25 protein-coding genes are annotated in these 24,386 nt (G+C 64.2%); 8 read left to right on the top strand and 17 right to left on the bottom strand.

Translation table 11 applies throughout. The annotated features are described in order from the left end of the window. Window positions 1-293 precede the first annotated feature (293 nt). A complete protein-coding gene (locus tag ACZF5Y_RS08420) occupies window positions 294-626 on the bottom strand; it encodes a DUF7882 family protein (protein ID WP_497532187.1) in 333 nt (110 codons plus the stop codon). A gap of 922 nt (window positions 627-1,548) precedes the next feature. On the opposite strand from ACZF5Y_RS08420, the gene ACZF5Y_RS08425 reads away from it, so the two are divergent. Then, window positions 1,549-1,791, top strand: a complete 243-nt coding sequence (locus ACZF5Y_RS08425; protein ID WP_497532188.1) for a hypothetical protein — start codon at window positions 1,549-1,551, stop codon at window positions 1,789-1,791. Between the two features lie 205 nt (window positions 1,792-1,996). Here the strand turns inward: ACZF5Y_RS08425 and ACZF5Y_RS08430 are convergent, their stop codons facing one another. The 3 genes from ACZF5Y_RS08430 to ACZF5Y_RS08440 form a co-directional block, all read right to left on the bottom strand. Next, window positions 1,997-2,617 carry a tyrosine-type recombinase/integrase gene (locus ACZF5Y_RS08430; RefSeq protein ID WP_497532189.1) on the bottom strand — a complete coding sequence of 207 codons (621 nt, stop codon included), beginning with the start codon at window positions 2,615-2,617 and terminating at the stop codon, window positions 1,997-1,999. Between the two features lie 1,204 nt (window positions 2,618-3,821). Beyond that, window positions 3,822-4,034: a hypothetical protein gene (locus ACZF5Y_RS08435; RefSeq protein WP_497532190.1), complete on the bottom strand. Its 213-nt coding sequence runs from the start codon at window positions 4,032-4,034 to the stop codon at window positions 3,822-3,824. 140 nt (window positions 4,035-4,174) lie between these two features. Then, window positions 4,175-5,929, bottom strand: coding sequence for an NAD-dependent epimerase/dehydratase family protein (locus ACZF5Y_RS08440; RefSeq protein ID WP_497532191.1), 1,755 nt, complete (start codon window positions 5,927-5,929; stop codon window positions 4,175-4,177). 185 nt (window positions 5,930-6,114) lie between these two features. Between ACZF5Y_RS08440 and ACZF5Y_RS08445 the strand changes: the two genes are divergently transcribed. Continuing rightward, window positions 6,115-6,612: a CinA family protein gene (locus ACZF5Y_RS08445; RefSeq protein ID WP_497532192.1), complete on the top strand. Its 498-nt coding sequence runs from the start codon at window positions 6,115-6,117 to the stop codon at window positions 6,610-6,612. A gap of 38 nt (window positions 6,613-6,650) precedes the next feature. On the opposite strand, the gene ACZF5Y_RS08450 is transcribed toward ACZF5Y_RS08445, so the two are convergent. Genes ACZF5Y_RS08450 through ACZF5Y_RS08460 form a run of 3 tightly spaced genes read right to left on the bottom strand, consistent with a single transcriptional unit; the run spans window position 6,651 to window position 9,606 of the window. Further along, window positions 6,651-7,355, bottom strand: coding sequence for a glycosyltransferase family 2 protein (locus ACZF5Y_RS08450; RefSeq protein WP_497532193.1), 705 nt, complete (start codon window positions 7,353-7,355; stop codon window positions 6,651-6,653). Further along, window positions 7,352-8,662 (bottom strand): PIG-L family deacetylase, encoded by a 1,311-nt coding sequence (locus ACZF5Y_RS08455; RefSeq protein ID WP_497532194.1) that lies wholly within the window; start codon window positions 8,660-8,662, stop codon window positions 7,352-7,354. Before ACZF5Y_RS08455 ends, ACZF5Y_RS08450 begins: the two co-directional genes overlap by 4 nt. Continuing rightward, the gene (locus ACZF5Y_RS08460; protein ID WP_497532195.1) at window positions 8,656-9,606 is read right to left on the bottom strand and encodes an acyl-CoA dehydrogenase family protein; all 951 of its coding nucleotides are present in this window, start codon (window positions 9,604-9,606) and stop codon (window positions 8,656-8,658) included. Before ACZF5Y_RS08460 ends, ACZF5Y_RS08455 begins: the two co-directional genes overlap by 7 nt. 175 nt (window positions 9,607-9,781) lie before the next feature. Between ACZF5Y_RS08460 and ACZF5Y_RS08465 the strand changes: the two genes are divergently transcribed. Continuing rightward, the gene (locus ACZF5Y_RS08465) at window positions 9,782-10,246 is read left to right on the top strand and encodes a hypothetical protein (RefSeq protein WP_497532196.1); all 465 of its coding nucleotides are present in this window, start codon (window positions 9,782-9,784) and stop codon (window positions 10,244-10,246) included. After that, window positions 10,243-11,235 carry a cation efflux transmembrane domain-containing protein gene (locus tag ACZF5Y_RS08470; RefSeq protein WP_497532197.1) on the top strand — a complete coding sequence of 331 codons (993 nt, stop codon included), beginning with the start codon at window positions 10,243-10,245 and terminating at the stop codon, window positions 11,233-11,235. The genes ACZF5Y_RS08465 and ACZF5Y_RS08470 overlap by 4 nt, the downstream gene beginning before the upstream one ends. 23 nt (window positions 11,236-11,258) lie before the next feature. On the opposite strand, the gene ACZF5Y_RS08475 is transcribed toward ACZF5Y_RS08470, so the two are convergent. From ACZF5Y_RS08475 to ACZF5Y_RS08500, 6 genes are all read right to left on the bottom strand, one after another. Then, window positions 11,259-11,588, bottom strand: a complete 330-nt coding sequence (locus tag ACZF5Y_RS08475) for a DUF7882 family protein (RefSeq protein ID WP_497532198.1) — start codon at window positions 11,586-11,588, stop codon at window positions 11,259-11,261. Window positions 11,589-11,682: 94 nt separating this feature from the next. Continuing rightward, a complete protein-coding gene (locus tag ACZF5Y_RS08480) occupies window positions 11,683-12,657 on the bottom strand; it encodes an IS481 family transposase (RefSeq protein ID WP_497532199.1) in 975 nt (324 codons plus the stop codon). Window positions 12,658-12,771: 114 nt separating this feature from the next. Beyond that, entirely contained in the window at window positions 12,772-12,921 is a 150-nt protein-coding gene (locus ACZF5Y_RS08485; protein ID WP_497532200.1) for a hypothetical protein, read from the bottom strand. Window positions 12,922-13,068: 147 nt separating this feature from the next. Continuing rightward, window positions 13,069-13,647: a tyrosine-type recombinase/integrase gene (locus ACZF5Y_RS08490; protein WP_497532201.1), complete on the bottom strand. Its 579-nt coding sequence runs from the start codon at window positions 13,645-13,647 to the stop codon at window positions 13,069-13,071. Between the two features lie 513 nt (window positions 13,648-14,160). Then, a complete protein-coding gene (locus ACZF5Y_RS08495; RefSeq protein ID WP_497532202.1) occupies window positions 14,161-15,861 on the bottom strand; it encodes an ABC1 kinase family protein in 1,701 nt (566 codons plus the stop codon). Between the two features lie 3 nt (window positions 15,862-15,864). Further along, entirely contained in the window at window positions 15,865-16,416 is a 552-nt protein-coding gene (locus ACZF5Y_RS08500; protein ID WP_497532204.1) for a PadR family transcriptional regulator, read from the bottom strand. A gap of 116 nt (window positions 16,417-16,532) precedes the next feature. Between ACZF5Y_RS08500 and ACZF5Y_RS08505 the strand changes: the two genes are divergently transcribed. Then, on the top strand, window positions 16,533-17,081 hold the full coding sequence (locus tag ACZF5Y_RS08505) for a YaeQ family protein (RefSeq protein ID WP_497532205.1): 549 nt from the start codon (window positions 16,533-16,535) through the stop codon (window positions 17,079-17,081). Between the two features lie 5 nt (window positions 17,082-17,086). Here the strand turns inward: ACZF5Y_RS08505 and soxR are convergent, their stop codons facing one another. Next, the gene (gene soxR, locus ACZF5Y_RS08510) at window positions 17,087-17,545 is read right to left on the bottom strand and encodes a redox-sensitive transcriptional activator SoxR (RefSeq protein WP_497532206.1); all 459 of its coding nucleotides are present in this window, start codon (window positions 17,543-17,545) and stop codon (window positions 17,087-17,089) included. A 55-nt stretch (window positions 17,546-17,600) separates the two neighbouring features. On the opposite strand from soxR, the gene ACZF5Y_RS08515 reads away from it, so the two are divergent. After that, window positions 17,601-19,052, top strand: a complete 1,452-nt coding sequence (locus ACZF5Y_RS08515) for an MFS transporter (RefSeq protein ID WP_497532207.1) — start codon at window positions 17,601-17,603, stop codon at window positions 19,050-19,052. A gap of 39 nt (window positions 19,053-19,091) precedes the next feature. On the opposite strand, the gene ACZF5Y_RS08520 is transcribed toward ACZF5Y_RS08515, so the two are convergent. Next, window positions 19,092-19,688 carry a DUF308 domain-containing protein gene (locus ACZF5Y_RS08520; protein ID WP_497532208.1) on the bottom strand — a complete coding sequence of 199 codons (597 nt, stop codon included), beginning with the start codon at window positions 19,686-19,688 and terminating at the stop codon, window positions 19,092-19,094. Window positions 19,689-19,870: 182 nt separating this feature from the next. Between ACZF5Y_RS08520 and ACZF5Y_RS08525 the strand changes: the two genes are divergently transcribed. Beyond that, window positions 19,871-20,545: a DNA-3-methyladenine glycosylase gene (locus tag ACZF5Y_RS08525; RefSeq protein ID WP_497532209.1), complete on the top strand. Its 675-nt coding sequence runs from the start codon at window positions 19,871-19,873 to the stop codon at window positions 20,543-20,545. Between the two features lie 8 nt (window positions 20,546-20,553). Here ACZF5Y_RS08525 and ACZF5Y_RS08530 read toward each other — a convergent pair whose 3' ends face one another. Then, on the bottom strand, window positions 20,554-21,237 hold the full coding sequence (locus tag ACZF5Y_RS08530) for a response regulator transcription factor (RefSeq protein ID WP_497532210.1): 684 nt from the start codon (window positions 21,235-21,237) through the stop codon (window positions 20,554-20,556). Next, entirely contained in the window at window positions 21,234-22,610 is a 1,377-nt protein-coding gene (locus tag ACZF5Y_RS08535) for a sensor histidine kinase (protein ID WP_497532211.1), read from the bottom strand. The genes ACZF5Y_RS08530 and ACZF5Y_RS08535 overlap by 4 nt, the downstream gene beginning before the upstream one ends. Window positions 22,611-22,761: 151 nt before the next feature. Here ACZF5Y_RS08535 and ACZF5Y_RS08540 point away from each other — a divergent pair, with 151 nt between their 5' ends. Then, a complete protein-coding gene (locus ACZF5Y_RS08540) occupies window positions 22,762-24,354 on the top strand; it encodes an FtsX-like permease family protein (RefSeq protein WP_497532213.1) in 1,593 nt (530 codons plus the stop codon). Window positions 24,355-24,386 lie beyond the last annotated feature (32 nt).

The raw sequence follows: 24,386 nt of genomic DNA on the forward strand, positions 1-24,386 counted from the left end.
TAGCTCTCCAAATCCCGTACCCGAACCGGTACACGTCTTATCGAGGTAGCAACGAGCTATGTGCTGGCGAAAAGCCGGTCCGCGTATCGCACGGGCCTATCGTCTGAGCGGTCAAGTACAAGCAGGCGCGGTTGGATGAGCTCATCGAACGAAGGCTCGTCACCACCGTATGGGTTCTCGAAAGGTCCGCACGCAAAGGGATGATTCTGCAGCTCGTACTCCAAGGCCCCACGCAACTTTTCACGGAGCTGTTCAGAGCCGTCCTGTGTTGTCGTTTCCGTCATGACGTCTTCCTAAGCGGCGAGTACGGGATTGCGTTCGGCCCATTTCAGGGCGTCCAGCTCGGAGAGCACGACGAGGCCGCGTGAACTGTGCGAGATCGCGAGCATGGCTCGGAGCCAGTCTTGGTTAAGGTCGGGCTGCTTTCCACCTGAGAACCGGAACGAGATCGGCGAATATCCCGAGATCCAGAGATCGTATCGCCCGCTGCCCTTAACCGTCGGAAGCGCCCAGCTGAGGAAGAAGGCCTCACGCCGGCTGAGCTTTTGCCCGATCACCACCTTGAGGTGTGCAAGCGTGCGGTCTTCGAATTCGTATTCACGGTCTCCGTGTGTAATGTACCCCATGCCGAAAAGTATGTCATAAGTTGTGCAATCCAGAAAGCAATTCATCAGTTGGGTTAGTTGCTGTGACTTCCATAATCTTGGGAAACATGGCAAGCTCGTCTTTCGACCGGCCTTGATCGTCCTTGTGTACCCCATACACCGTCGAGGCTCGGGACACGTTGATTCGCACAGATGAGACACTCTGCCCCCTCGTTTCCACACCCGGGCGAGGGGGCAGCTCATGTCTGGGGAAGGATGTCGGACTTCCGCCTCTCGCGCAACCGAGTGTCGCGGCACACAGCCCCGTGAAACGATTAATCCCGTCGTCGCGCGTGTAGCCCCATAGCCACTCAGATTCGCGACGACAGGCGGCCGTCTTCTCTGGTGAAGTTATGAAGACGGCCGCTTTATCTTTGCGGAGCATGTGCCATGATTATCTTGCTGGCCTCGAGTCCTTGATACATCCCCAATGCTGATAGTTCGAGGCCAGCGCTTGCATTGCATACACAGCACGACCCCCTCACGAAGCCCCGGCAAAGTGAGGGGGTCTTTGTGCAAGTGACGAAGAATCTGCGATTCAAAGTTAGACAAATCGCTAAATGTGCATGCGGTGTGGGACCGTGGCTTGTCGCCCGATGCTCATCCCCCGATGCCCAGCCGGAGTCGGCAAACCCTGCGCGATAAACGCAGGAAGCGCCCCGTCTTCCGACCCTCACGTTAAGAAGATGGGGTGCTTGCGCTTGCCAGAACCCGCAGGCATGATGGGATAACTGCCCCGTGGTCCCTGTTTCCCAACTTTGGACCTCGGGGCAGTTCCGCACCAAGCCCGGGATCTCGGAGTCCTGAACGGGGACGATTGCCATTCCATCCCCAAGGTCCCAAAGAGCGCCAGAAGCACACGCACGGCCTATCGCGCTCGAAAGACCTTCATTAGTGGACCCTCGTGACCCAGCCACACTTCGTCAGTAAGTTTGAAAGTATGACAAAGAACTTGACGCCTTTTTTACGCCTGCCTAAGAGCGTACAGCAGTCCGTACTCGCCGGTCTTGATCAAGAAATCACTGCTGGGTTCGCAATCCTCGAGCAACTCAACCGGAATCCGACCGCCCGACCAGAAGAGGTTCGCGCGATTGAAGGTGACATCGTGCGCGCTTCAGAACTTCGGTCCGCATTCGCTGGCGACTGAGAGAAAGGCGACAGCGACAGCGACAGCGACAGCGACAGCGACAGCGACACGGTCGCCACTCCCCCCGGCGACACATGGAACGACACCCCGATTGTCGCGACATCGATTCGCGACCTTTCCATTATTCGCGACTCGAGACATGCACCTAGACGTCAACGATGGCACTGTCTTCGGCAGCCTGCCGTCGACAAGTAGCGCAGCGACTTCACGCCGCGAGTGTCGTGTCGCGATCAATGTCGCGCAAATGTGTCGCCAGCACACTCATCGCCGCGAGGACATCCTCGGTCTGGACACCCTGCGTTGGCGACTTCAACAGCACCTTATTGAGACGGTACTCGATCACCTTTCGCTGCAACGATGTCGCCTCGACGATCGCAACAAGCTGATGCGTGTCCACGAGCGTGTACACCTGAGTTGTCGCCAGCGACGCATGACCCAACAGCTCCTGCACACCTCGAAGGTCCCCCGTCACACGCAGCCCGAGACTCGCAGCCCGGTGTCGCAGGTTATGGGTGCTCCAGTCATCGCCGAGGTATCGCTTCAACCACTTGTACACGGTGGCGGGGTGCAGGTGTCCCCCGAACCGGCCTCGGAAGTAGAACTCCTGACGGCCCTGCATCGCTTCAAGTTGCTTGAGCAGACTCAGCGTAAGAACGTCGAGCGGAACAACACGCTCCTTGGAACCTTTACCGGTCACCCACAACAGGTCCCCATCACGGTTCATTGGGTGAGCGCTCGCGATCTCCGCCCGGCGTAACCCCTGTGCCGCGGCGAGGCTCAACATTGCCGACTCGATAAGTGGTACTCCGTCGAATGCTTCGATCACGACGTCTTCTGGTGCTGGCCGCGGCAGATACCGCGGGACTCTGACCGTTGCGAGATGCTTCGCGGGATTCGACGTGATGAATTGTCGCTTGCGGGCCCAGTAGAAGAAGATCCGGTACGACGTGTACACCTTCTTGCGGTACGCCGCGGACCAATGCTCGGTGCGCTCATCAATGAACGATTCGAGAGTTTGTCGGCTGATCGCATCTGCGGGGCCGATCGCCTCGAGTAAGCGCCGCACGTCACCAAGACGCTGTTCGAGTGTCCCAGGCGATCGGCCTTGACGGAGCAGGTGAAGCCGGTACTCCTGCAGGAGTTTGGCGTCGTTCGGAGGTGTCACACCGCTCCGAGCGAGCGCAAATCGCGCTCATCACGCCATACGGAAAGGACCTCGACTCGGCGCCAAACTCGTAATCCGTCGGTCGAGGGTTCAAGCCCCTCACGCCCTACGACGAAAACTCGCACAGCGGTGCAGTCAGATTTGAGCCGCTACATATGTCTGGCCTCACTATCTGAGGTGAGAGATTTATCTCATTGAGCTGTGAGGTTAGCGGCCGCAGGAGAACGATTCCGGCGGAGGTCTGGATTTTGCTCGGTCACATACACGGATCGTGTCTGCAACTCGCGGGTGGCGTTTCCTCGAGAAATGCACATAAGGAGAAGGCGAACTTGTACGCGAGGAGTCGATCGACGCTTCTCGTGCCCAAGGTCGCCGCCGCTAGGTCTCTAGATTTTACGCTCCACACGGGATTTCTCCACCCCAGTGCGAACCTTTTTCGAGAGCAGGACGATAGTGCACACGCGCTCGAGTAAATTGACGGCTCGGCACGGCAAGCCTGTGGGATTGGTGCCAACATGAAGATTAGAACGTCGGAGCCGTACGGCTCCACATCCGATTCGAAACGGTTGTCAGATGCTCTTCAGTCAGAGCCGAAGGCATACGAAGCATTGACACATGATGCTCGCTCCCCTTGGGAAGATGAATGCGAACCGGCACGCTCGGGAGTTGATCCTAAAGGAAATCATGAATACGGGATGATCGGAGCGAACGTTCCGCTCCTTCATGGCTAACGTTAGGATCGCAAAGGTTACTGCTAGACCGAAAGCACGCTCGTTTCCATATTCCTTCTCCACACCATCTGGGATCGGGTCGCGTGCCACAAGATTCAGATGGATAAGTGATGGGGTCTACGGCTCAAAATCGTCTAGCTCTTCGGCGGATCAGCCGGGCCACCTGAGGCGACATCCTCTTCCGTCATCGGATCTTGAAAGCTCTGCTCATCTTCAGATTCAGATCGTTGCAGGTCCCCACCGTTGTCGCCACCTTCGCTTTCTGTGGCCGCTTCGCTATGGGGTTCCAGCGAACGAGGATCGTCGGGGAAGCTATCGCCAAGGCTGCGAGGATTTGGGGTCATCATGTGCTTGAACCTAACAACCCACCGTCGCGTACTCCATCCCATTGACAAACGTAGAGTGTGAGTACTTTCAGTCTCTCTCAGCGCATACGGGCGCGCTAAGCGCTGAATACACCGAAACGGTCATTGTTGACGTACTGACCTTATTGAGTTGCCCCGAATCGCGTTGTGCCCCTCGGCGTTTCCGAAGGCTCAGCGCTACCCGTCGAATCGTCCACGCCGAACGTCGTGCGGTTCTTTCGGAACGCTCGCTCGCGGGCGAATTCGTGAGCCTTGCTCAGCATTTCTGCCTGCTCGAGTGCGCGCTGGCCAAGCGCTACGAAGACATCAGCGTCGAGGCCGAGCTCGATCGCGTGCTCGGCCAGAGTTTGCCAGAGACCCAATTTGCCGACCACGGCGCTGCGCAGCAACTCGACTTCCAGCACGAGTGACAACGGCGACCGTGAGAACACGCGCCCGTTGAGCTTCAAGCGCCCCACGCGCTCACCCACCCATGCCGCGGCTTGGCGATACGGTCGACTGCGTACTCCAAGATCGTCGATCAAATGTGAGAGAAACCCGCGTTCGACTCGCAATTCCTCGGCGAGCTCGGAGAGCTCGGTGTAGACCGGAGTATCCACATAGGTGTCACACATGCGCCCGATGCGCTCAGCTCCTGCCGTGGCACCAGTTAGATGGTCGGAAAGGTACAGTCCGAGCAGTTCCCAATCGATGTCGGGTGACTCGCCCAGCGATCCCAGCGCTTCGGGAGCACCTGCAGATTCGGCACCTTCCGTCGGCGTGCTGTTCAGCGATGCGAGTCGCGCCTCGTCCAGGGATCGGGCACGCAACGGGATCGAGTCGGCACCCGCCCCGTCGACCATGCCCTGCAGGAGCTCGCGAAGAGCGTCTTTGGCCGTATGATTCGGCTCCCAGCCGAGCGTCGCTTTGGCATGCGACGCATCCATATGTGGCGCACCCAGCGCGAGGTCAAACCAGCCGGCATCAACGGAAATGAGCCCTGATCGATGAGCTGCTGTGACAAACCCGCGCATGATCGGTATGGGGAGTTCGAAGTAACGGCCGTGATCCACGATCTCGGCCAGCTCCTGAGCGCCAAGAACATCATCCGCACACACATTGAACGCTCCAGCCGCCCGCTGCACGACGATGCGAGCATACGCATCCGCAAGGTCGTCAGCGTGGACGGCCTGGACACCACGCAGCCCGGACGGCAGCGGCAACGCAGGCAATCGAGCATGCCGCAGTGCCTGAACGGGCACTGCGGGGCTCAGGAAGTACCGTTGAATCGATGATGCAGCGTCTCGTTGGAACACGAGCGCGGGCCGAACCCGAGACAGAATGACATCGGGACACTGAGTGGCGAAGTCATCAAGCAACTCCTCCTGTGCCACTTTGTCAACACTGTATTGAGACGACTCGATACCACTCCGGTCCCATTCCTCGGTGCGCAGCACGCTGGACGGATCAGCTGCGTACGCGCCGACCGAGGAGGCCACCACAACATGCGCGACGCCCGCTGCAGCGGCGGCATGCAGGACTCGACGCGTTCCCTCGACGTTTGCTCGACGTAAGAGTTCTCGTTCAGCAATGGGTTGAATGAGCCAGGCAAGATGGACCACGGTGTCGACGCCCGCGAATGCTCGCGCGAGCTCGTGTGAGACCTCGGCCTCGCCCGACGCAGCGCCGATGTCTATCGATTCCCACTTACAGGCGGAGAACGGTTCGACAGAAATGTCCGGCTTTCGACGTGCGATGCCGACAACTGACTCCACCTTCGAGGAATTCGTTAACGCGCGTACGAGCGCTGTCCCGGAATTACCGGTAGCCCCAACAATGGCGACACGGAGCAGCCGATGGTCTAGATCGTTGGACGTTGCAGACTGCGATTCGGACATCAAATTCCTCCTCGTTCGTGAACCTTGGCCAGTATGAGGTCTACGCTGCTGTGACTTCGCTGGCGGTTACAGGGGGTTGCGCGCAGCAGTGTATCGGGTCAAGCCCCATGTGCTCGCTTCCGGTAGCCCGTAACGTCAGATTCGCCAGTGCACACGTGCGACGAACAGTGAGGGAGAAAGCGACCGTGATTGAATCCGTGTTCGGAGGGCGAGTAGATGAACTCGCGCGCGAGGTCGCTGAGCAGGCGTCGCAGCAGAGCCGCACAATTGCCGTTGCCGAATCACTTACGGGAGGGCAGCTGGCAGCGGCGCTTGCTGCCGCCCCCGATTCCAGTTCATGGTTCCGAGGCGGCATCATCGCGTATCACCCGGAAGTCAAGTACACGCTGCTCGGGACACCGCGCGGTCCGGTGGTAACGGAAGAGACGGCGATCGGGATGGCTGAGTCTTCGCGGCGTCATCTCCTCGCCGACATTGCGGTAGCCGTCACCGGCGTTGGAGGTCCGGAGCCGGATGAGGGAAAGCCAGCCGGTACCGTCGTATTGGCCGTCGTGAGCGCCGGCGGATCATCCAATGTCGCAACACATGCGTTTCGAGGCTCACCGATCGAAGTCATGCTCCAAACCGTTGAAGCCGCGCTTGAAGCAGTGCTTGCGAGGCTCCGCTCCGCTGAGACGCCGTAGCGGCAGGAATGCGGTGATTTCAGCCGATCTGTCGTTGATCACACCGCCGCAGCACCCACCGACATCGCCGCTCGCTCCGCGCGGAGGTACCCCGCGAAGCCGCCCTGTGTTCGCCCCTCGAGTCGTGCCGACGTCTGCACCGGGGCCGCTTCGGAGTACCGCACCCGCACTCCGCGCGAGTGTTCGAGCCGCCGCACCAGATCGACGTCCTCGTGCTCGGAGAGCGGGGCGAACCCTCCGACGCGCAGATAGGCCGCGGCGCGCAGGCCGAGGTTCGCGCCGTAGATCTCGGTGCGCACGCGTCCCGGTGGGTGCGCGTACGCCCACTCCTCTTGCAGCGTGCGCGGGTACTCATCGGTGTGCGGCACCACATCCCCCAGAACCAGATCCGCCCCTGCGTTGGCGAGCGAGAGCTGCTGCACGAGCCAGTCCGCCGGCACGACCGAGTCGGCGTCCGTATTGGCGATCCACACCCCGCGAACGTCCGTGCCACAGCGCCCCAGCGCGTTCCGCACTCCGGTGGCTCGGCCGATTCCCACGTTCGAGACGCTGACCTCGATGACGCGCACCCCGCGAAACGTCAGAGCTCGCTCGACCGTGCGGTCTGTGCAGGTGTCGGCAACGAGCGTGATCGACACGGAAACCGGGCATCGCGATGCCGCAACACGCACGGCTGACAGGCACGCCTCGATGCGGTCCTCCTCGTTCTTCGCCGGAACCACCACAGCGATGTGCGTGATCATGTCAGCCCCTCGCGCGCCGCGACCGATCGGTCGTCGCAGCCGAAGACCTCGAGCACGAAGTCTTCCTCGGTGTGCGTGACCAATCGGTGCCAGCGCTCTTCGCGCAAGATCGCGTTCACACGGTCACCGCTGAGTCGATGACCCGCCACCGGGTGCCGCCAGTGACACGCGACCAGGAGCCCGTCGGTGGTGAGATGATCCCGAATTTGCGCGCGGATCTCACGCAGCTCGGGCTCGCCCCAGTAGTAGCCGACCTCTGACAGCACGATCAGGTCGAATGGGCCCTCGGGAAAATCTGCGAGCGCATCACGCACCTCGAAGCGCACGTGTGCTAGCGCAGACGTGCTCGCCTCGGCGATCGCGCGTTTCGCGATATCAACCGCGAGCACGGCATCGCAGCGCTCGGCGAGCATCTCAGTCAGGTGCCCCACCGAGCATCCGATCTCCAACGCGTTCGCGAAGCGCTCGCGAGTCAGCGACGCCAGGGTGATGGCGCGCTTGCGCGACTCGTACCAGCGGGTGCGAAAACTCCACGGATCGGCGGAGTTCGCGTACAACGATTCGAAGTAGTCGACACCGAACGCTTCGGTCGATGCAACGAAGGATTCGACCGGCCGGCGGAAGTGCTCGAGGAAGTCGGCTCGCAGCAGTGGCTCTCCCTGCGCGGTTGTCGGCACGCGGACCTGCGAGGCGAAGGCCTCGATTGCCCGCTGTTTGATGCCGGCGTCGATCTCAACCTGGACGAGGTTTTGCCAGGGGGTTGCATCGTGATGGGGCGATGCCCAGTGCCACATCCAGATCGGGTATTCGAGCACGGTGCGCCCACCCGAGTGCCGCACGGCGAGCTGTCCCGTTACCCGATGATCGGGGTGCGCGTCGCCACGCCAGGGTGCCACCAGGAGCGCCCCGGAGGGTGCCGCGTCCAAGATTTCAGCGATCGCCAGTGATACCTCGGCAGCCTGCGCTTCAGCGCGACCGTCGGAGAAGGCGAGCCAGCTCAGCACGATGTCGGGGTGCAGGATCCGCAGCGCCTCCTGCAGCTCCCGCTGTCTAATCGCAGCGAGGTCGTGCACGTCTGCATGCGAGGCCGCGCCGTCGGTGACGCAGATCACGTGCACCGGAATCCCCGCGTCGGCGCACCGGGCAATCAGCCCACCGGCTCCAAGCGTCTCATCATCGGGGTGCGCGGCGAACACGAGCACCGCTGGGTACTGCGTCGGGTCGAACTCCGGGAGTGCGGCGAATCGCGCGTCCTGCTCCCAGATTTCTCGCGACGTGCCCGGTTCTGCCGCGTCGAAGGTCACCACTGCAGGGTCTCCGATTGCAGCAGCAGCGTGCCCTGCGCAGCGTCATCACGCTCGGCATGGTGCTGACGGATGTACAACTGCAGGTCGCTCACGCGCTTGGCATGATCCCGATCCATCGCCAGCGGGGCCGGCCCGAGTGCATGCCCGACACGCCAAATTGCTTCCTCGCAGGTGCGAGCGACGAGGGAGCGCACACGATGCGCCAGCAGCGGGCCGTTCACCTCACGGCGATCGTCGATCGCGTCGGCAGCGTCGTGCAGCGCCAATCGGCACGCATGCAGCAGAGTGTCGAGGGCACCGAGATGCGCCGTGCGATACGGATCGGGCTTCGCGGCCGCGGCACGCTGCAACGCACGTATCAGGCCGATCGCTCCGCCGAACCAGCAGGCCGCAACGCCGATACCGCCCCACCAGAACCCATCGCGTTCGAGATACCAGCTGGGCCCACCCACGGGCGTCGCCCGCACGTTGTCGAATGCGACCGGCCCGCTGGGAATCTCGACGAGCCCGCGCGCCGCCCACGCGCCCTCACGCACATGCACCCCCGAACCGCGCAGGTCGATCGCGAAAAGGCCCGGGCCCGCGTCAGTGGCGGCGGTGACCAGCGCACCGTCGAGCTCAGCCGCGAGCGAGCACCATTGTTTCTCGCCAGAGATCGTCCATCTATCATCAGCCTGTGTTGCGCGAACGGGGTGCGCGCCGCCCTCAGAAGCAAACACGCCCCACACCCCCTCGGGTCGCGGCAGGCTTGCCTGTTCGAAGATCGCACACGCGTCGAGGTGCGGCTCGATCGCTCGCGCAATCCCGAGGTCATCGGACGCGAGCGCCACCAAACGATCCCAGAGCTTCCGCGTCGCTCCGAGGCCGGGCGAGGGAAATTCACGTGCGATGTGCTTCGCATGCTCGAACGCTTCGGAAACGGTGCACGGTGCCCGGTTCTCCATGCTCGCCCTCCTCCTAAAACGTGTGAACGAGTAGTACCGTCCTCCAAAACGAATCCTGGACGAAGACGAAGGCACCGACAAGGGGATTGCGCAGTGGGTTGCCGACAGACAAAGGTGAATCAGCTGATCCATCAAGAACAAGAGTCGAGGAAGGAAAGCAATGCCCCATTCTCGTATGTTGCACAGACTGCGCGTCGGGCTCGTCGCCCTCGCTCTGGTGGCACTGAGCGGGTGCGGCGTCACTATCCCCTCCGATCCAAATGGTTCGCTGTCCCATGCGGCCGGCGCACAGCTCAGGATCGGCATTACCGTCGAAGCCGGGCTCGCCGAGCCCGGCTCTCCCCCGGCAGGGCCACTCCCTCAACTCGCACGCGCATATGCAGACTCGATAAATGCAACCCCAGAGTGGGTGGTCGCAGGCGAAGAGAGCCTCGTGCGGCAACTTGAGGACGGACGACTCGACATCGCCTTTGGCAACTTTTCTGAGGAGTCGCCGTGGCTGGATCGCGCGGGCCTCTCACGCCCCTTCTCAGTGAGCGAGTCCGAATCGAACGAACTCGTCGCTTTCGTACCGCTCGGCGAGAACGCGCTACTCGCGAATTTCGAAGCATTCATCGATGCGCGCGGAATTTCACGATGAGCCCAAAACTGCGCGTGAGGCTGGCCGAGCATCTGCCCGAAGAACAGGTCGAGGCGCTGCGCAAAGCCGTGCGCTGGCAAATCTTTACCGTTTGCTACACCTCGATCACTATTGTGCTGGTGGCGTTCGTGCTCGGGAGCTCGCAGGCCATGAAAACGGCGTGGATCGAAGACATGCTGTCGCTCCTGCCACAGCTATCCTTCTTTGTCGCATTGTTTTTCATTCACCGTCGCCCGACGAAGAATCGACCATTCGGTCAGCACCGGTCGATGAGCATCGGACACCTCGTAGCCGGCGTCGCGTTGATCGCCGTAGGTGGAAGCTTGGCCGTCGAGTCCGCGCTCGGACTGTTCGCTACCGAGCACCCGACAATCGGCACCGTGAACCTCTTCGGTCACACCGTGTGGCTCGGATGGCTCATGGTCATCGTGATGGTCATCGTCGTGGTCGGGCCCGTCTTCTTCTACGGACCAGCGAAAGCGAAACTCGCCCCGGTGCTGCACAACAAGTTGCTGCACGCCGACGCCGACATGGCACAGGCCGACTGGCAAACAAACGTGGCCTCGATCGTGGGCGTGCTCGGTGTCGGCATCGGCTGGTGGTGGCTCGATGGAGCAGCAGCCATCTTCATCTCGCTCGGCATCATCTGGGATGGCCTGCGCAACACGAAAGCCGCGCTGCTCGATCTCATGGACCAGCGCTCCCGCACAGTCGATGACCAGGATGCCCACCCGCTCGCGGACGACATACTCAGGGTGCTTCGCTCCAAACGGTGGGTGAAAGAGGCCGGTATACGACTCCGCGATGAGGGTCAGGTGTTCCATCTCGAAGCGTTCCTCGTACCCGGCGAGGAAGGCCTCACTGTTGAACGCGCTGAGCATCTCAGAGACGAGCTGCATCGACTCGACTGGAAGATGCAAGACATCGTCATCACAGTCACAGCCGAATTCCCCGACTACCTTGATCAGGCACCGCGCAGCACCTCATAACGCCGGAAAATCCAGCGCCCGGCTCAGAGCATCGCTGGATTAGTCTTCGCGTACTTCTCGGCTTCTTCTTCCGTGAGCACGACAAGACCACGACTTGAATGGGAGAGGGCTGACAACACTTTGATCCACGTCGCGTTCAACTCAGTGTTCGCATTGTCATGAAACCTGAACGCGAGGGTGACGTACGACGACATCCAGAGAGACACTCGTCCGCTGCCTTCATCCGCCGACTTCGTCCAGCTCAAGAAGAAGCTCTCCTGCTTCAACAGTTTCTGTCCGATGACGAATTTCAGATGCCCGAGCAAGCGATCTTCAAACTGATACTCGTGCGTCCCGTGAATCAAATACCCCATAGAACCAGGATGACAGACAACGCGATGACACTCACGAAACGATTGTTCGCCTCTTTCATCTGAGCCACTCCCACGCTGACCAATCCCAAGCCGGCTAGCTGTACTGACCTCGACCGTTGTTGACGCGATCGATCGGAGATTGGCCCCCGATACCGAGATGGGGCCTGTCCAGGTTGTAATAATCGAGCCAGGCAGTCAACCCTGCCCGGCGATCCTCGTTCGACGCCCACGGCCGCGCGTACGCCCACTCCGTCGCGAGTGTGCGATTCAAGCGTTCGACTTTCCCATTCGTCCACGGGCAATGCGGACGAATGAACCGTTGCGCGATGTTGTGAGCGTCAAGAACACCACGAAACACTGCGGAGTGCCGGTATGCGAAAGCGTTATCGCTGATGACACGCTCGACCCGCACCCCAAGCAACGCATAGAACGCGATCGCACGCTCCAAGACCCCAGCCGCGGTAACACCTTTCTCATCATCGTGGATCTCGGCGTACGCGACACGCGAATGATCATCGATCACGGTATGGACATAGTCGTACCCGTGTCCCCGTTTCCGGTTCGGTCGTTCGCGACGACCGTGTAGCCGCCAACCGCCACCGTCGGGGATGCGGCCGAGTTTCTTGACATCGATATGGATCAACGAGCCTGGATGATCGTGCTCGTATCGGTTCGCGGATCGTCGTTCTGCGCGGATCCGAGTTCCCGTGACGGGATCGATATCGCGCAGCAATGGTTCCCGGTGGCGGCGCAGCACCCGTCCGACCGTCGAGGCGTGCATGCCGAGCTTGCCCGCAATGAAGACCGGGCCGCGGCGGGTCAACTCACGCATGATCCGCACACGAGTCTCCGCGCACGCATTGGTGCGGTTGGGATGCGTGTGCGCGACGCTGGATCGATCTTTCAAGCCCACGATCCCCAACTCACGGAATCGGCGCCACCACCGCCACGCAGTCGTGCGAGAGACCCCCATCTCAGCGGCGACATGCGCGACCGCACGCCCGGACTGGATGCGCTGAATCATGATCAAACGGCCCGCGGGAGCCAGTCGGGCGTTAGCGTGGGACATGAGAAGCCTCCGTGGTTCGAGATGTAGAACTAGACAGCTCCAACTCGACACCGGGGGCTTCTCTTATGTCAACAACGATCCGGGTCAGTACACCTAGACGGGTTCTAGTGAGGATCACTTCAGGAAGACGGCCGGGCCGAAACGCGGCAAACTACTTCCGCGACACTGCACATTCACGTTCAGCGACAGCGACAGCGACAGCGACAGCGACAGCGACAGCGACAGCGACAGCGACAGCGACAGCGACAGCGACACGGTCGCCACTCACCCAGCGACATACTTTGCGACACGCCATATGACGCGACATCGACTTGCGACATGTCTGCTCTGCGCGCGATCCGCGACATCTACCAGGACGTCAACGATGTCGCGCCACTCAGCATTCTGTCGTCGGCCTAGCGCGACACGACTTCAAGCCGCGAGTGTCGTGTCGCTCTCAATGTCGCGCAAATGTGTCGCGAGCACATTCATCGCCGCGAGGACATCCTCGGTCTGGACGTCCTGAGTCGGTGACTTCAGGAGCACCTTGTTGAGCCGGTGCTCGATTACTTTGCGTTGCAGCGATGTCGCCTCGACAATCGCCGCTAGCTGATGCGTGTCCACGAGCGTGTACACCTGAGTTGTCGCGAGCGACGCGTGACCTAACAGCTCCTGTACTCCTCGAAGATCCCCCGTCACACGGAGCCCGAGACTCGCAGCCCGATGTCGCAGATTATGGGTACTCCAGTCATCGCCCAGATAGCGCTTCAACCACTTGTACACGGTGGCTCGGTGCAGGTGTCCCCCGAACCTTCCCCGGAAGTAGAACTCTTGACGCCCCTGCATCGCTTCGAACTGCTCGAGCAAACTCAACGTCAGCACATCTAGCGGAGCCACACGTTCTTTTGATCCTTTGCCGGTCACCCGCAGCAGGTCTCCGTCACGATTCATGGGGTGAGCGGTCGCGATCTCCGCCCGGCGTAACCCCTGCGCTGCTGCGAGGCTCAGCATTGCGGACTCGATAAGTCGCGCTCCGCCAATGCTTCGATCACGACATCTTCTGGCGCCGGCCTCGGGAGGTACCTGGGGACTCTCACGACGGCGAGGTGCTTCGCAGGGTTGTTCTGGATGAGCTGTCGTTTGCGTGCCCAGTAGAAGAAGATCCGATACGACGCGTACACCTTCTTGCGGCACGCCGCGGACCAATGTTTGGTGCGCTCATCAATGAACGATTCGAGAGTTTGCCGGCTGATCGCATCTGCGGGGCCGATCGCCTCGAGTAAGCGCCGCACGTCACCAAGACGCTGTTCGAGTGTCCCTGGCGATCGGCCTTGACGGAGCAGGTGAAGCCGGTACTCCTGGAGAAGTTTCGCGTCGTTCGGAAGTGTCACACCGCTGCGAGCGCGCGCAATTCGCGCTCATCACGCCATACGGAAAGTACCTCGACCGGGCGCCAAACTCGTAATCCGACGGTCGCGGATTCAAGCCCCGCACGCCCTACTCCTCGGTTCGCCAAGGCGCGCATCAGCGCCGCAAGAATCCCACCAACACCGCGATGAACGGCACCGCCGCCGCGATCATGAGCACGGTGCCGAGCACCGGCACCGCACTGACCACCACGGCGCCGGCAATCAACAGGCCTGTGCCGGTCACCGCGGCGATGATCCGGCGCTGCGCTGTTTCGAGTCGCTGCAGACGCCGCTCGAGACGCGGCAGCCGCACCTCGAGATCATCATCGTCGATGCGGCCAAGGATCGCGTCGAGCCGACCGGGCACACGCGCAGCTGCCTGCACCGTCCGCAGGGCCCGCCCCGCGAAGTCGCGAACGAGGTTGCCGCGCTCCTCGCGAATGAGTTGTTGCGCGTAGGGTTCGACGGCGTCCCACAAATTGAATCGGGGGTCGAGCGCGCTGCATACGCCTGACGTCAACGAGATCGCGCGAACGATGAGCAAGAAGTTTTCGGGGAGCTGGAACGGGAGAGTACGGATGACATCACTGAACTGGCGGCCGAAGTCGCGGAACTCGCGCGGGTCCACATCGCGGAGCTCCGCGAAGCCCATGCCGCCGAAGCGGGCGAAGAGCTGTGTCATCGCCCGTTCGAGCTCGGCGGTGTCGGCGCTGGGCAGCAGCACACCGACCTCTTGCATGGCATTGACCAAACCGCGCCCGTCGCGCGATGCCGCGGCGACGAGCAGCGATCGCAGAGCGGAGCGCGTGCCTGACGGCACCTCCCCCATCATGCCGAAGTCGATGAACGTGAGCCGCCAATCGCCATCGGTCGGCGTGACGAAGACGTTGCCGGGGTGCGGGTCGGCGTGGAAGAAGCCGTGGGTGAAGAGTTGATCGAACATGACGCGCGCGAAGCGCAGCGCGACCTCATGGGGGTCGATGCCGGCAGCGCGCAGCGCGTCAACGTCGGTGATCTTGATCGCCGTGACGTCTTCGAGCGTGAGTACCCGCGTACTGCTGCGCTCCCAGACGATCTCGGGTACCCCGACTCCTGGGTCGTCCGCGAAATGCTCGCGGAAACGTTCCGCATTCGCGGCCTCGTGCAGGTAATCGATCTCTTCGAGACTCGTTGCCGCGAACTCTTCGACGAGCGCCGGCATGTCGACGCGTCGCGAAACGAGGCGCACATGGCTCAGCCAGCGCCCCACCCGGCGCAGCGCTGCCAGGTCGACGGCAACGACCCCGTCGATGCCGGGACGCTGCACTTTGAGTACCGCACGCTCGAACCCGGCGTCCGCTGCTAGTGCGCCGCTGAGCACCGCGCGGTGCGCCTGGCCCAGTGAAGCCGCAGCGACGGGCTCCGGGTTGATCTCGGTGAACACCGAGCCGAGCGAGACCCGGAGCTCGCGTTCCGCGAGACGCGCGATTTCGGCAAACGACTCCGCCGGCACTTCATCTTGCAGACCTTCGAGCTCGGCCGTCACCTCCGGGGGCAGCACGTCGAGTCGCGACGACATGAACTGCCCGACCTTGATCATGAGGCCGCGGAGCTCAATCGCGAACGCGTGAAACGATCGCGCGAACCGCTGCATGCGCCGCGACCGCGTGCGCTCCGCGATGAACCCGAGACCGAACCGCGGCAGCACCAATTCGAACCACCACGCCACCACGAGGTGCCGCGATGCGAATCGCAGTATTCGGCGGTACCGGGCCCGGTCGATCTCGGCGACTGCAGCAGCGTCCGAGCGCGACTCAGTCAGACTTCCGACCGGCACCCCTTAGTCCTGCGCCAAGATGCCGTACAGCTCACGGCGCGCGCGCTCGAGCACGGCGACCGCTTCGGCGACCTGCTCGGCTGTGCCGGTGCGACCGACCTGCGTCGCCGCCTGGGCAAGATCGAAGCCGGCCTGGGCCAGTGCGCCGTGGCGCTTCGGGGATTCCCCCGAAGTCGCAGCACTCTTCCACGGCGCTTCGCCCTCGCCCTCGGCGACGGCGTCACTCCCAGCGTCCGTCAGCGCATAGGTCTTGCGCCCGTTCGACTCTTCAGCGCTGATCAGGCCTTCGTCGGCGAGCAGCTGCAGCGTCGGGTACACGGAACCGGCGCTCGGCTTCCACGACCCTCCGCTGCGCTGCTCGATCTCACGAATGATCTGGTAGCCGTGCATTGGCTCCTCGGCGAGCAGCGAAAGCACGGCGGCCCGCACGTCTCCGCGAGCGACCCGAGAACCGGCGCGCTTCTCGAAGCCGCTGCGCAACTGGTCTACAGCTTCCCAGAGCGACTCCCCGGCAGCTCCCGGGGTGAATCCGAAACTTCCGAATGACTGATGCATGACCGCCTCCGATGCTCGTTCGAACGATACTCAGCAACATAAACCGACATGCTGAGCGATACATGGGAGCCCGCTGCCAGAATCCTCGCCGCCGTGAGCCCGTAGACTCGGGAGTTATGGCGATCGGATCGACGATGCACACCTTCGAGGTGGACCTGGCCGACGTGGACCGCGGCGTGTACGAGCAGTTCACGCTTCGGGTCGCGAAGCACCCCTCCGAGACCGAGGCGTTCATGGCGACGCGCATCTTGGCGTACTGCTTCGAGTATGTCGAGGGCATCGCCTTCGGCGGTGGCGTTTCCACGACCGACGAGCCCGCTGTGCTCGTCCGCGACCTCACCGGCGCGATGACCGCCTGGATCGAGGTCGGTGCACCCGATGCGGCGCGGGTGCATTCCGGGAGCAAGCTCGCCGAGCGAGCCGTCGTCTACACGCATCGCGATCCGGCGAAAGTACTCGCGGCCTGGTCGGGCAAGACGATCCACCGAGCCGACGATGTTGCCCTCTTCGCCCTCGATTCCACGCTCCTCGACGGCACCGTCTCAGCACTGGCGCGTCGCAACACCCTCACCGTGTCGCGCACCGAGGGTCAGGTGTACCTCGACCTCAACGGCACTACAATCTCGGGCACGGTCGACGAGCATCGGATCAGTGACGCCCGATAGCCCGTTCACTCGGGGTCGATCTCCGGCAGCAGGCGCGGCCCAGCTCCCTCGGCCCCGAGCGCATCCTCGGGGTTGAAGACGCGGCACGTCCGCAACGAGAGGCATCCGCAGCCGATGCAGCCGGTGAGCTCGCGTTCCATCCGTTCGATCTCGCGCCGACGGGCTTCGAGGCGGCCGCGCCAGTGCGCGCTGATGCGCTCCCAGTCGCGCTTGCTCGGCATTCGGTCTTCGGGCAACCGACCGAACTCAGCCGCCACCTCCGAAAGTGGGATGCCCATGCGCGCGGCGAGGCGAATGATCGAGACCCGGCGGAGCACGTGTCGCGCATACCGACGCTGATTGCCCGCGGTGCGCGTACTCGCGATGAGCCCCTCGCGCTCGTAGAAGTGCAGTGCAGACACCGCGACGCCGGTGCGTCTGGCAACTTCACCGACGGTGAGCAGGTCGGTGGGCGCTCGCGACACGGCCGGCTCCTCTCCACTTGACCTCAACGTAACTTGAGGTTTTACCGTAGCTATCATGCCACGTGACACCTCAGAGATCCCGATCGCTTCAGACGCCCGGCGCCCCGAGGCGCGCCGCACCCCCTCTCCGGGAAGCTGGGGCGAACTCTTCAGCCCGCAGTATCTGCCGGCCGCACTCGTGCTCGCCGGTGGCGTCGCGATGTACGCGACGAACGTGTACGTGACCGCAGCGCTGCTCCCGTCAGCCGTCCAGGAGTTCGGCGGAGCCCAGTACTTCGCCTGGGCGGCGACCGCGTTTCTCACCGCGTCGGTGATCACGTCGATGCTCGTCACGCGCACCATTGCGCGATTCGGCCCAGCCGTCGCCTACGTCGCGGCGTTTCTCGTGTTCGCCGCCGGCACGCTCGTGAACGCCGTATCGCCGGGGATGGAGGTGCTGCTCCTCGGTCGGGCGATCCAGGGCCTCGGCGGTGGCCTGCTCGCCGGGCTCGGCTACGCGGTCATTCGCTCCGCCCTCCCCGATCGGCTCTGGACGCGCGCGGCCGGGCTCGTCTCCGCGATGTGGGGCGTCGGCAACCTGCTCGGCCCGACGCTCGGCGGGGTCTTCGCACAGCTGGGGTGGTGGCGCGGCGCGTTCGTGCTGCTCGCCGTCATCGCGCTCGCGCTTGCCTGGGTGTCGCGGCGCGCCGTGCCGGGCGCGCACGCCGCAGGACACGAAAGCGCCTCGGTACCGCCTGTGCCGGTGTTCGCGCTCGTCTTGCTCGCGCTGGCCGCCGCCGCATTCAGCGTGACCGCGGTGCTCCCTCGCGGTGCGAGCACGGTCATCGGCCTCGTCATCGCAACTGCGCTGCTCGTCGCATTCGTGCTCCGCGAGCGCCGGGCAGCGGCAACCGTGCTCCCCCAGTCGACGTACCGTTCCGGCAATCCGCTGAAGTGGGTGTACCTGACCCTGGGCCTGTTGAGCGCCGGAGCGATGACCGAGGCATTCATTCCGCTCTTCGGGCAGCAGTTGGCGGGGCTCTCCCCCATCACCGCCGGTTTTCTCGGTGCGGCGCTCTCGGTCGGCTGGACGGTGGCGCAGCTCAGCAGCGTGAATCTCACCTCGAACCGCAGCCGAAGCACCGTCATCGTGCTGGGGCCGGCGCTCCTCGCAGCCGGCCTCGGCACCTATTCGGCATTGGTGGCGCCCGACGCAGACGCGTGGCGCGTGGCAGCTTGGGCGATCGCGCTGTTCGCGGCCGGCTGCGGCATCGGTATGGCATTCCCGCACTTGAGCGTCGCCGCGATGCGCAGCACTGACGATCCCGTCGAAGGCGCGAAAGCCGCCGCCGGCGTGAGCACGACCCAGCTCATCGCGAACGCCGTGTCTTCAGCGGTTGTCGGCGTGCTCGTAGCGGCAGGCGGCCCGGCAGCGCTCGGCTCCGCCCGCACGATGGCGGTCGGAATCGGCGCGGGTGCGGCACTTGGCCTGGTGACTGCCGTGCTGGCGATCCGCCGTCGCTCGTAGCCGGCATCGAAACGCGAGTAGGCCGGTCGCGGCATCGTTTCAGATGATGATCGTCGTGCGCGATGCGTCATCGGGGCCGACGCCCGGCCGAGCCCGCGTCGCACCCCAGGCGATCGCGATGCCGATGAGCACGAGCACGATGCCGCCCACGACCGCGGCGATCGCGAGCGCGACCCCCGGCCAGACCTGGGCGAGCACGCCCGCCACCACCAGCACAGCGCCGGGCACGATCGCCACACCGGGTCGCACCCGCGCGAATCGCATGCCGACCGCGAGCCACAGGGCGCCGATCGTGATGAGCCCGAAGCCGGCGAAACTCACGAGCGCACGTGCCGTCGCCCCGGTGAACGCCATCGCGATCAGCCCCGCGACGATCAGCAGTGCGCCACCGATTCCAGCGGTGATCGAACCGCGGCCGCGCACCAGTACGGCGATGCCGTTGGCGATGAGCGCCGTACCGAAGAGCACGACCAGAATCCAGCTCGCCGAGAAGAACGGCCACACCACCAGACCGACACCGATCAGCGCGACGACCACGCCGATGGCCATCACCGTCGCTTTCGGAAAGCGGCGTCCGGGTTCGCCCGAAGCGCCTGCGTCACGGGGAGACGGGAACGGCATCGGATACTGGGACACAGCGACCTCCGGGCAGTGCGGATCGACGGAGCGATTCGGTGGATCGGTTCAACGCTGCGGGTGCGGCGTTGGCCCCATGGTATGCGTCGAGGTCGAGCAGACGCCTCGAATCAGCAGGCTGATCGCCAGCAGCGTACGGGTCGCCTCCCAGCGCAGCACACGGTTTGCCACAATGGTGGGCGATGACCCCTGATGATTTCTCACGACCGGCGCTCGAGGTTGCGCCGATGCTGCTCGACGCACTCCTGACAGTCGAGGCTCCCGAGGGCGCAGTCTCGCTCCGCATCACCGAGGTCGAGGCATACCACGGTGTCGGATCGCCAGGACCACCAGACCTCGGGTCGCACGCACGAAACGGCAGGACTGACCGCAACGCATCGATGTTCGGCCCACCCGGCCACGCCTACGTCTACTTCTCCTACGGCATGCACTTCGCGATCAATGTCGTGTGCTCGCCCGAGGGCGCGGCCTCCGGGGTGCTGCTGCGCGCCGGCGAGGTGCGGGCGGGCGCCGATCTGGCGCGGCGACGGCGCAGCGCCCGTCGGCCTGAAGCGACCATCCAGGCACAGCAGCTCGCGCGGGGCCCGGGCAATGTCGCCCAGGCACTCGGCATCCGCCGCGACGTGCACGACGGACGCTCGCTGTTCGCCGCGCCGTTCAGCCTGGTACTCCCCGAATCCATGGCGCCGTGCATCGCTCACGGTCCGCGCGTCGGTGTTGCTGGTGCGGCGGGCGGGCCAGAGTTCCCCTGGCGATTCTGGATTCCCGGCGACCCGACGGTGTCGGCCTTTCGCCCGGGTCGAGGTGCTCCACGCCCGAACGTCGCCGACCACCCGTTCGACCCGCAGACCCACTGACCGTTCGCCTAGCCTCCGGGGCTCAGCAGTCCGGTCTCATAGGCGAGAATGACGAGCTGCGCGCGGTCGTGTGCGTGCACTTTCGACATGATGCGGTTGACATGCGTCTTCGCCGTGTGCGGCGAGATGACCAGCGACGTGGCAATCTCCTGATTCGAGCGACCGCGCGCGACGAGCAATAGCACCTCACGTTCGCGCTCCGTCAACAGCGCGAGTTCAGGGGCAGCCGCAACGTCGGCGCGCGGGGCCGCGGGCATCACGTACCGCGTGATGAGGCTTCGCGTCGCAACCGGTGAGAGCAGCGCCTCCCCCGCGTGCACCGATCGCACCGCGCGCACAATGTCATCGGGCTCCGACCCCTTGCCGATGAACCCGCTCGCACCGGCGCGAAGTGCGGCGACCACGTAGGCGTCTTCTTCAAAGGTGGTCAGCACCAGCACGTGCGTCGCTGCGTTCAGATGGTCAGCGCAGATCTGCTCGGTCGCGGCGATCCCGTCGACGACAGGCATCCGAATATCCATGAGCACGACATCGGGGCGCAGGATCGCCGTGCGTTCCACAGCTTCGGCCCCGTTGGCAGCCACGCCCACCACCGCGATATCGGGGTGCCCATCGAGAATGTCGCTTACGGCTTGACGAATGAGCATCTGGTCGTCGACCACGACAACGCGAATCGTCGGGCCCGCGGTCATGCGCGTGCCCCCTGCACGGGGAGACGCACCTCAAGCACGTAACGCTCGCCACCGGCTTCGTCGGTGATCCCTCCGTTGACGGGCCCCGCTGAAACGCTGCCGCCGAGCGCCGCTGCCCGCTCGCGAATGCCGACGAGTCCGTAACCGCTCCACGCGGGGGCGCTGTGTACGTCCCGGCGCGGTTCGGTCGGCACGGCGTTCGTGATGCGCACCGACACGTGCGATGTGGAGATGCCGATGGAGCACTCGACCGGCCCGTCTGCGCCATGCTTCTGCGCGTTCGCGAGCCCCTCCTGCACGATCCGATAGGTGGCCACTCCGACCGCATCCGGTACCGACGATGCTGCACCGGTGATCGCCGAGTGCACCTCACAGCCGCCGACACGAAGGTCGCTCACGAGCGCCGGGATGCGCGCGATCCCGGGTTGCGGCGCGTCTGGCACCGCTTCGATACCACGGTCAGCCGCCTCACCCGACGCTGCGATCTCCTCTGAGCGAAGATGCCTGAGCAACTCGCCGATTTCTGAGAGCGCTCCGCGCGCTGAACTGCGGATCGTGCCCAGCGCCGACTCTGCGCGCTCCGGTCGTGTGCGGAGTGCGCTCGATGCGACGCCGGCGTTCAGACTGATGACCGAGATTTGGTGGGCCACCGTGTCGTGCAGGTCACGCGCGATTCTGAGTCGTTCTTCGGAGACGCGACGCGAGGCTTCGGCTTCACGGGTCTCCTCTGCGCGCCGTGCGCGTTCCGTTGCGGCTTCGAACAGTTCGCGGCGCGACCGCGCGCTGTCGCCGAGCGCACCGGCGATCGCAGCTGCCGCGGCGGCCTGCAGCAGCCGCGGATCCGACGACTGCCAGTCCATGACCGCGAAGCTGATCACCAGAATCCACCCCGCGCTCACCCCGACCGTGACCGCCGTGACGATCCGCTCCGAGTGCGAGGCAAGACTGTAGGCGGCGATCGCGAGCGCGAGCATGGGCCCGAGCGTCGGCCATCCGAGCCCACTGGCGACGAAGAACAGGATGAGTGCTGCGCCGAGCACAAACACTGGCCAGCGGAGGCGCAACGCAAGAATTCCTGCCGACACACAGATGAGTGCGACCAGCGCGAGATCCCACCACACGGGAAGCTCGATCCCCCGACCGCCCCCGGGTGGTCCGAACCCGCTCGGCGACCCTGCAGTTCCCATGGCACCGGGGAAACCGAAGAATCCAGTACTCCCGGCGAACCCGCGCAGCGCGGGGAGTGCGGAGAGCACCCCTGCGATCACGACCACACCGACGACGGCTACTTCGATCCGCCAGTTCGCATCACCACCACGGAGCGCCCGAGCATCGTGCGAGGCGGGCGCAGAGGAAACAGGGAGAACCGACACGAGCACCAGTGTGCCCGTGATTCCTATGGGAGGCATCCACCTGGCGCGGCAGATCCGCATACCGCAGATGCAGTACCCAGGTGCACCCTACGGGGTGACGCGCATGAGTCTGACAGCCGCGAGACTCGCAGCAGCAACTGAAAGGACCTCCATGTACTGGACCATGCTCCGCAGCGAGCTGCTCGGCCGACGCCGTCAAACGATCGTCGTCGCCGTCGGCCTGGCCATCGCGATCGCTCTCGTGATCGTCGTGTCTTCTCTCTCCACCGGCATCAAGCAGGCGCAGACGCAAGCACTCGAGGGGGTGACCGGCGTGGGCACCGACCTCACCGTTACGGGTGCAGCGGCGGAGCCCGGCCAGGGAGGCGGCGGTCCGCGCTTCGACTTCGGCTCCGAGTCGGGAGACACCGATGAGGATGGCACGACGCGGGTCGCGCAGTCGAACCTCATGACGCAGCCGGGTCGCGGCACGCTCGATGCCTCGGCGGTGAGCACCATCACCGAACTGGATGACGTTTCGGTCGCGACGGGCACGCTCAGCCTGACCAACACCTCGTTCTCGGGCGAACTCCCCGACATGTCGCAGACGAGCGGGCAGGCCGCCGGTGAAGCCGCGACCGGTGATGCAGCGGAGGGCGCACCCGGCGGCTTCGGCGGAGGCGGGGGCGGGGGCGGCTTCGGCGGCGGTTCGTTCGGCGTCGACAGCTTCAGCGTGCTCGGCGTCGATCCCGCAGCGACCGATGTCGGGCCCCTCTCGGCGACCGAAATCACCGACGGGCGGGCACTCACCGCGGATGACGCCAACGCTCTCGTCGCCGTCGTCGATGCGAGCTACGCGACCGCCCAAGATCTCGCGGTCGGCGACACCCTGGAGGTCGGTTCGGACTCCGTCGAGATCGTCGGCGTGCTGGCATCGACCAGCACTGACGCCGATGCCGCGGCCAACGTCTTTCTGCCGCTCGGCACCGCCCGCACCCTCTCTGACTCCGACGATGTCGTGTCGACGGTGTACGTCGTCGCGAATGACTCCTCGTCGATCGACGGCGTGCAGGCGGAAATCGAGAGCGCCCTGCCCGACGCGACGGTGAACTCGCAGGCCGACCTTGCAGCACAGGTTTCGGGTTCGCTGGCGAGCGCGTCATCGCTCATCGGCAGCCTCGGCACGTGGCTTTCGATCATCGTGCTGGCCGTCGCCCTGGCGATCGCCGTGCTGCTCACCGGTGCCGGCGTCGCACGACGCACGCGCGAGTTCGGCACGCTGAAGGCCATCGGCTGGTCGAACGGACGCATCATCGGCCAGCTCGCCGGAGAATCCGGCATTCAGGCGCTCATCGGCGGCGCAGCAGGACTCGTGCTCGGCCTGGGAGCGATCGGCGTCATCAACCTGATCTCCCCCACGCTGCAGGCGGCAACGACGGGGTCGGGCTCGACCGGTGGCCCCGGCACCGGAGGCGGCATGCAGGGTGGTGGCATGCAAGGCGGCGGCATGCCCGGATCCGACGCAGCGGGGAGCGCCTCGAGCGGCGATGCCGCCGGCGCCATGGGCGGCTTCGGTGGCGGAGGAGGCGGGTTCGGCGAGACCGCTTCGAACACGGCGGACATCGTGCTGCACGCGCCGGTCACCCTCTGGGTCGTGCTCGCTGCGCTCGGCCTGAGTCTGCTCGGCGGCTTGCTCGCCGGCGCCTTCGCGTCGTGGCGCGCAGCCCGACTCAGCCCCGTCGAGGCGCTCCGCGCCGTAGCGTGACCCACCGACCACACCACTTGCACATCTGAGGA

This window comes from Leucobacter sp. WKLB1 (genome assembly GCF_059696215.1).